The organism is Streptomyces sp. YIM 98790 (assembly GCF_011421595.1).
GTDB lineage: Bacteria > Actinomycetota > Actinomycetes > Streptomycetales > Streptomycetaceae > Streptomyces.
Window position 1 is genome coordinate 1 of sequence record NZ_WTLH01000233.1, and the last position, 7,975, is coordinate 7,975.

General features: G+C 72.4%; 5 protein-coding genes and 4 pseudogenes. All 9 read left to right on the top strand.

Annotation, left to right across the window (positions count from 1 at the left end):
- Positions 1-1,117, top strand: a pseudogene (locus tag GQS09_RS25210) (hypothetical protein); the annotation flags it as partial.
- An 11-nt stretch (positions 1,118-1,128) separates the two neighbouring features.
- Complete coding sequence (locus GQS09_RS25215; RefSeq protein ID WP_165989868.1) at positions 1,129-1,542, top strand: roadblock/LC7 domain-containing protein; 414 nt, start codon at positions 1,129-1,131, stop codon at positions 1,540-1,542.
- Positions 1,543-1,621: 79 nt separating this feature from the next.
- The gene (locus tag GQS09_RS25220; RefSeq protein ID WP_165989869.1) at positions 1,622-2,062 is read left to right on the top strand and encodes a DUF742 domain-containing protein; all 441 of its coding nucleotides are present in this window, start codon (positions 1,622-1,624) and stop codon (positions 2,060-2,062) included.
- Between the two features lie 4 nt (positions 2,063-2,066).
- Positions 2,067-2,279, top strand: a pseudogene (locus GQS09_RS31120) (ATP-binding protein); the annotation flags it as partial.
- A gap of 38 nt (positions 2,280-2,317) precedes the next feature.
- Positions 2,318-3,004 carry a GTP-binding protein gene (locus GQS09_RS30480; protein ID WP_399552601.1) on the top strand — a complete coding sequence of 229 codons (687 nt, stop codon included), beginning with the start codon at positions 2,318-2,320 and terminating at the stop codon, positions 3,002-3,004.
- A gap of 437 nt (positions 3,005-3,441) precedes the next feature.
- Positions 3,442-6,654, top strand: coding sequence for a nitrate- and nitrite sensing domain-containing protein (locus GQS09_RS25235; protein ID WP_165989870.1), 3,213 nt, complete (start codon positions 3,442-3,444; stop codon positions 6,652-6,654).
- Between the two features lie 10 nt (positions 6,655-6,664).
- Entirely contained in the window at positions 6,665-7,078 is a 414-nt protein-coding gene (locus tag GQS09_RS25240) for a roadblock/LC7 domain-containing protein (protein WP_165989872.1), read from the top strand.
- Positions 7,079-7,181: 103 nt separating this feature from the next.
- A pseudogene (locus tag GQS09_RS31125) lies at positions 7,182-7,797 on the top strand (DUF742 domain-containing protein).
- Positions 7,778-7,975: pseudogene (locus GQS09_RS25255) on the top strand (ATP-binding protein); the annotation flags it as partial. The pseudogenes GQS09_RS31125 and GQS09_RS25255, both read left to right, overlap by 20 nt.

Below are 7,975 nucleotides of genomic sequence, written 5' to 3' on the forward strand. Positions count from 1 at the left end.
CCGGCCCGGCGCACCGGCCACGCCCGCCGGGGCCCAGGCGTCCGCCTCCGGCATGGGCGGTGAGCCGCAGCGGCCGAGCTGGGCCCGGTCGGCCGAGGACAGCGGGCGAATACCGGCCGCCCGGGACGCCGCGGACTATCCGCGCGGCCACGACGGTCACCACGAGCCGCATCCCGAGCGGCACCCCGGACGCGGCGACGACGCGCTGACGTCCACCGCCGAGTTCCCGCGCCCGGCGGGCTTCCGCCAGCAGGGCGCGGAGCGGCGCCCCGGCACGGGTGCGCCTCCCGCGGCCGACGGCCGCGGGGGCGGGCAGCCGTACCGGCAGCCCGGCGACACCGGTGAGTTCCCGCGTCCCGCGGTGCGCCGCGAGGGCCCGGGCGACACCGCCCAGTTCCCGGCCGTGCCGCCGCCGGGCCGGCCGGAGCCCGCCTCCGCGCCGCCCGGGTCCTACCAGCCGGACGGGCAGCAGTACCCGGCGGCCGGCCAGTACCAGCCGGCGGACCAGGGCATCCTGCCGCCGGCGCCCAGCCGTGCGGACCGGGTACCGGAACGCACGCCGATCTTCGAGGAGATGGAGTCGACCTGGTTCGGTTCGCGCAACCGGGTCCGCTCCGCCTCCCAGCGGGAGTCCGCGGGGTCCCCCCAGCCGTCCCCCCGGACGGCATCACCGCCCTCGGCTTCCGCCGCCCCGCCCGCTGCGTCCCGTCCCCTGGCGGACCGCGCCGCCGAAGCCCCGGCCGGGCGCCGGCCCGCCCCGGGCCGCGGCGGAGCACAGCCCGCCGCCGGGGACACCGGTGCCGTGGGCTGGGCCACCTCGCCCAATGACGAGCGCTGGCGCCGGGCCGAGCAGCTCCGCTCCGGTCCGTCCGCGGGCGGGGTCACGGCCTCCGGTCTGCCCCGGCGGGTGCCGCGCGCCAATCTGGTGGCGGGCACCGCAGAGGAGCGGGACGCCGTCGCCGCCGGTCCGAACGTCTCCCGGGCTCCGGAGGACGTGCGGGGCCGGCTGACCAGCCTCCGCCGGGGCATCCAGCAGGGCCGGCAGGCCGGTGCCGCGGCCGGCGGCCCCGGCGGCCGGGACGGCGGTTTCGGTGCCCCCTACCGGCAGGAGCGTTAGTGTTGACCCGCATGAGCCAGGCGGCCCAGAACCTCAACTGGTTGATCACCAGTTTTGTGGACAACACCCCGGGTGTGTCGCACACAGTGGTAGTTTCCGCTGACGGACTGCTTCTCGCGATGTCCGAGGGGTTCCCGCGGGACCGTGCCGACCAGTTGGCCGCGGTTGCCTCCGGCCTCACCTCACTGACGGCCGGCGCCTCGCGGATCTTCGAAGGCGGCGTGGTGAGTCAGACCGTGGTGGAGATGGAGCGCGGCTTCCTCTTCCTCATGTCGGTCTCCGACGGGTCGTCACTGGCGGTGCTGGCGCACCCGGAGGCAGACATCGGCCTGGTGGGGTACGAGATGGCCTTGCTGGTTGACCGCGCGGGTTCGGTGCTGACACCGGAAGTCCGCAGCGAGCTCCAGGGAAGTCTGCTCACCTGATACCCCGGCTCCCCCCACACAAGAAGCACATGAGCACCATCGTCCGCATCGCCGACCTCATGTCCCGCCCGGAGGAGCTATGACCACCCCGCCGCCCTCGCAGAGTGCGTACGGAGCCCATGATCCCGGCCCGTACGACGACGAGGGGGAGCAGCCGCTGGTCCGTNACGAGGGGGAGCAGCCGCTGGTCCGTCCGTACGCCATGACGGGCGGCCGGACCAGGCCGCGCTACCAGCTGGCGATCGAGGCGCTGGTCTCCACCAGTGTCGAACCCATGCAGCTGCAGGGCCTGCTGCCGGAGCATCAGCGGATCTGCCAGCTCTGTCTTCCCGAGGTGAAGTCCGTCGCGGAGATCTCCGCGCTGCTGGCGATGCCGCTCGGCGTGGCCCGGATCCTGGTGGCGGACCTCGCCGAGGCCGGACTGGTCGCCATCCATCAGCCTGGACATGGCAGCGACCCGAACGGACAGCCGGACGTGACGCTGCTGGAGAGGGTGCTCAGTGGACTTCGCAAGCTCTAGCCCGATGGCCGGCGGGTTCCCGGCGGCCGGCGCGAACGGCTCGGCCGGCCCGGCCGGCTCCGCACCGCCCGCGGTCCCGGCGGCCGCGACCACGTCCGCGAAGATTGTGATCGCGGGCGGGTTCGGCGTGGGCAAGACCACGTTCGTGGGCGCTGTGTCGGAGATCAATCCGCTGCGTACCGAGGCCGTGATGACGTCCGCCTCGGCCGGGATCGACGATCTGACCCACACGGCNCGACCACGTCCGCGAAGATTGTGATCGCGGGCGGGTTCGGCGTGGGCAAGACCACGTTCGTGGGCGCTGTGTCGGAGATCAATCCGCTGCGTACCGAGGCCGTGATGACGTCCGCCTCGGCCGGGATCGACGATCTGACCCACACGGCGGGCAAGACCACCACCACGGTGGCGATGGACTTCGGCCGGATCACCCTGGACCAGGACCTGATTCTGTACCTGTTCGGTACGCCCGGCCAGGACCGGTTCTGGTTCATGTGGGACGATCTGGTCCGCGGTGCCATCGGCGCGGTGGTGCTGGTGGACACCCGCCGGCTGGCGGACTGCTTCCCGGCGGTGGACTACTTCGAGAACAGCGGGCTGCCCTTCGTGGTCGCCCTCAACGGCTTCGANCCCGGCCAGGACCGGTTCTGGTTCATGTGGGACGATCTGGTCCGCGGTGCCATCGGCGCGGTGGTGCTGGTGGACACCCGCCGGCTGGCGGACTGCTTCCCGGCGGTGGACTACTTCGAGAACAGCGGGCTGCCCTTCGTGGTCGCCCTCAACGGCTTCGAGGGGCGGCAGCCCTACACCCCCGACGAGGTCCGCGAAGCCCTGCAGCTGAGCCCGGACACCCCGGTGGTCGTCACCGACGCGCGGCACCGCGCCGAGGCCAAGAGCACCCTGATCACCCTGGTCGAGCACGCGCTGATGGCGCGGCTCAACTAGCGGCCCGCGGCCGGGACACGGTCACGACCGGCGGACGCCCCCGGCCCGGGGAGCGGTCCGCCGGTCGTGCTCTGCCCGGGGCGGACTTGACGTGTTCTTGGCCACTCCCCGCGGCTCGTGTCACGCGCTTGATAACAGTTCGACAGGCAATTGGCGACGGCTGAGTACGTGCGGCAAGCAGTTCATTCCCCTCCGCGTACGAGTGGCCGCTCTTATGGCGTGAGTATTCCGCTATGTCCGGGTTTTGTGAGGCTTTATCGCGTCCCGACAAGTCTCGCTCGGGGGATTGGAAACTGTTGCCCTGACGTGCTGGAATCCGAAGACTCCCGTTGAACCCAGCAGTAGTCACGACCCCCAGGGGCATGCCGAGAGGTGAGAGGCCAGTGAGGCGCAGTACGACGACTCCTCCGCCGGCGGGGGAGTCGGGGAACCAGCGGATGGCCCCGCGGGGCGCCTTCACCCCGCCGCCGGCCGCATCCGGCCCCCCGGCCGATGCCGCCGAGCCGTCGGCTCCCCCCGAATCCGGAAGCGCGTGGAATCCCCGCAACTGGCGGGTGGCGGTCAAGCTCAACGCCATTCTGCTGATACCCGTGCTGGTCGCCCTGGTCTTCGCCGGGCTGCGGGTCAACACGCACTATTCCACCTGGCGCGAGGCCCGTGAGGCCCAGCAGATCGCCGAGCTGGTGCAGGCCTCCACCGCCTATGCGCACGCCCTGCTCAACGAGCGGGACGTCACCGCCCAGCCGGTGCTCACCGGCGACCAGGACAACGCGGTCATCGGCGAGGCCCGGCGCGCCACCGACCAGGCCGCCTCCGAGTTCGACCGGCTGGCCGCGGACATGCCCGGCCGGCCCGGCCTGGCCAACCGGCTGGACATCATCCGCGCGGCCGAGGCCAAACTGGACGCCCTCCGGCAGAGCGCCTACACCGAGGCCATGGAGGGCGTGCAGTCCGAGGAGGGCTACGTCGAGATCCAGAACCCGCTGATGTCGTTCGCCAACGAACTGGGTCTGGGCTCCGGCAACGAGGTCGCCTACGGCCGCTCCATCTACGCCGTCTCGCTGGCCAAGTCGGCCAGCTCGCTCCAGCGGGCCATCGGCACCCACCTGCTGGTCGCCCCCGGGCCCACCGAGGCGGACGCGGCCCGGCAGAACCTGGCCTTCTCCTCCTACGCCTATCTGGAGGGCATCGCCCAGCGCGAGTACCTGCTGGCCGCCACCCCCGAGGACGCCGGCCTGCTGGAGGACGCCCTGGGCACCGCCCAGCGCGCCGGGGCACGCGGCGGCGGCCCCACCCTCGACGAGATGGTCCAGACCATCGCCTCGCAGCGCTTCACCCCCGAGGAACTGGCCCGCCAGGGCCTGACCCCGGAGGTCTGGTTCAACGCCACCACCGCCGAGTTCGAGGCCTACCGCGCCCTGGAGCGCGATCTGGTGGACCGGGCCGTGGCCGATGCCAAGGCCATCGCCGACGACGCCCGTACCAACATGATCACCAACTCCGCGCTGGTGATCGTGGCGCTGCTGGGCGCCTTCGTCGTGGCCGCGCTGATGGCCCGCTCCATGACCCTGAACATGCGGCGGCTGCGCGGCGCCGCCCAGGATGTCGCCGAGACCCGGCTGCCGGCACTGGTCGAGGACCTCTCCCGGACCGACCCCGGCCGGGTGGACACCCGGGTGGAGCCCATCCCGGTCTCCAGCCGCGACGAGCTGGGCGAGGTGGCCCGCGCCTTCGACCAGGTGCACCGGGAGGCGGTCCGGATGGCCGCCGAGCAGGCCCTGCTGCGCGGAAACGTCAATGCCATCTTCACCAACCTCTCCAGCCGCAACCAGGGACTGATCGAGCGTCAGCTCAACCTGATCACCGAACTGGAGAACAACGAGGCCGACCCCGAGCAGCTGGAGAACCTCTTCCGGCTGGACCACCTGGCCACCCGCATGCGCCGCAACGGCGAGAACCTGCTGGTGCTCGCCGGAGAGGAGCCGGGCCGCCGCTGGACCGAGCCGGTGCCGCTGATCGACGTGCTGCGCGCCGCCGCCTCCGAGGTGGAGGACTACGACCGGATCGAGCTGTCCGGCATCCACGAGAGCGAGATCCACGGCGCGGTCGTCAACGACCTGGTGCACCTGCTGGCCGAGCTGCTGGAGAACGCCACCGCGTTCTCCTCCCCGCAGACCAAGGTCAGGGTCACCGCCACCCGGCTGCCCGACGGCCGGGTGATGGTGGAGATCCACGACAAGGGCATCGGCCTGACCGCCGAGGACTTCGCCGACATCAACCACCGGCTGGCCAACCCGCCCAACGTGGACGTCGAGGTCTCCAAGCGGATGGGCCTGTTCGTGGTCGGCCGGCTCGCGGTCCGGCACGGCATCCGGGTGCAGCTCCGGCCCTCCGGCGAGCAGACCGGCACCACCTCCCTGGTCATGCTGCCGGAGGCGATCACCCACGGCGGCGGCGGTGAGGAACTGCCCGGCGAGGACGAGTTCACCGTCTCCCGGATCGTGCCGGACGGACCCTATGTGGAGGAGCTGCCGGCCATCGGCCTGGAGCCCACCGCCGCCGACCTCGGCTTCGACGAGAGCCGCTGGGAGAAGGCCGGAGCGCAGGCCCGGTCCCTGCCCGGGACGACCAGCCCGGTCGGGCGGTCGCTCCAGCGCGAGGAGCGGCGTGCCGAACTGGAGGCACGGCAGCAGCAACAGCGGGAGAGCGAGGCGCCCGTGATGGACCCGGAGACAGAGGCCGCCTACGGCAACGCCCGCTACGTGGACGCCGCCTACGGCGACGAGACCCCCGTCCCGCCCGCCGGTTTCCCCGGCTCCCCGTACCCGGACGGGACCGCCGGGGACCGGGACGCGCAGGAGGACGCCGGCGCCTACGCCGGACCGGGCGTGGCCGGGCAGGCGTACGGCGGCGAGGGGACGGGCTCCTGGTCCGCGGGCCCCGCCCCGGACGGCTACACCCCCGACGGCTACGCCCCGGACGCCGGCTGGTCCGACGCCGAGCAGGCCGGCTATGCGGAGCCCGGCTACGCCGAAGGTGCCTTCCCTCCCGCGCGTTACAACGACCCGGCCTACGGCACCGACGCCGCCGGCGCGCGCGGGCACGACTCCGGGTATCCGCCCGGCTACCCCCGAAGCGCCGACGGCCGTGGCGCGTTCGAGACCGAATCGCAGCAGGCCGATACCGGGACGACGCCTCCCGCTGGGCCGCCTCAGCGCGTAGGCTTCAGCGGTGACGGACCGGCCTCAGGCGGCCCCGGCACCACCCGCGCGGGTCTGCCGCGCCGTGACCCCGCGCGCCGGCCCGAGGACCGGCCGGCGGAGCGGCCGGTGCAGACACCGCGGGAGGAGGCTGTGCAGCAGGCACCCGGCGAGACGCCGGTCCGCGGCCCGCGCCGCGAGGCCTCCCGCAGCGGCGGCACCACCTCGTCCGGCCTGCCCAAGCGGGTGCCCCGGGCCAACCTGACCGAGCACTCCATGCCGGCGGCGGCCGCCGAGGGACCACAGATCTCCCGCGCCCCGGAGGACGTCCGGGGGCGGCTGAGCAGCCTCCACCGAGGCGTGCGCAAGGGGCGCGGCACCGGCACCGGCCGCCCGAAGAACGACCACCAGGGCTTCGGCCCCGGTAATACCTACGATCAGGAGCGTTAGTGTGAGCCCGATGAGCCAGGCGGCGCAGAACCTGAACTGGTTGATCACCAGTTTCGTGGAGAACACCCCGGGTGTGTCGCACACGGTGGTGGTTTCCGCTGACGGCCTTCTGCTGGCGATGTCCGAGGGGTTCCCGCGCGACCGCGCAGACCAGCTGGCCGCGGTTGCCTCCGGACTGACCTCGCTGACGGCCGGTGCCTCGCGGATCTTCGAGGGCGGTGCGGTGAACCAGACCGTGGTGGAGATGGAACGCGGCTTCCTCTTCATCATGTCGATCTCCGACGGCTCCTCGCTCGCGGTGCTGGCGCATCCGGAGGCCGACATCGGCCTCGTCGGTTACGAGATGGCCCTGTTGGTGGACCGCGCCGGCGCGGTACTCACACCGGAACTCCGCAGTGAGCTCCAGGGGAGCCTGCTCAATTAGCAGACACCCCGTGCGGATCGCGCGTTGGCGCCATAAGGTGCCAGCACGCGACGTGGCGAGTGCGGCAACCGCGGCACTCGGCGAGGGCAGTCGAGGAGGACATGTGGCAACGCCCCCAGCCGGTCACTACGGCAATGAATATCCGGGCCAGCCGCACCGCGGCGGCGGCCAGTACGGGCGCTTCAACTTCCCTTCGGCACCCAGCGGAGCGAACCCGGGCGGCCCGCAGCGGCCCGGCACGCCGGGCGCGCGGCCGGGCGGCGCGGGCGACGGCTCCCCGGCCCCGCCGCAGCAGCCGCTGGTCCGCCCGTACGCCATGACGGGCGGCCGGACCAGGCCGCGCTACCAGCTGGCGATCGAGGCACTGGTCTCGACCAGTGTCGAGCCCGCCCGGCTCCAGGGACAGCTCCCGGAGCACCAGCGGATCTGCCAGCTCTGCTACGAGGTCAANACTGGTCTCGACCAGTGTCGAGCCCGCCCGGCTCCAGGGACAGCTCCCGGAGCACCAGCGGATCTGCCAGCTCTGCTACGAGGTCAAGTCCGTCGCCGAGGTCTCCGCACTCCTCTCCATTCCCCTTGGCGTGGCCCGTATTCTCGTCGCCGACCTGGCCGAGGCGGGACTCGTCGCTATTCATCAGCCGGGTCACGGCAGTGACCCGGGCGGTCAGCCAGATGTGACTTTGCTCGAAAGGGTGCTCAGTGGACTTCGCAAGCTCTAGCGGCGGGGGCGGACCGGCCCCCGCCCGGTCGACCACGTCCGCGAAGATTGTGATCGCGGGCGGGTTCGGCGTGGGCAAGACCACGTTCGTGGGCGCTGTGTCGGAGATCAATCCGCTGCGTACCGAGGCCGTGATGACGTCCGCCTCGGCCGGGATCGACGATCTGACCCACACGGCG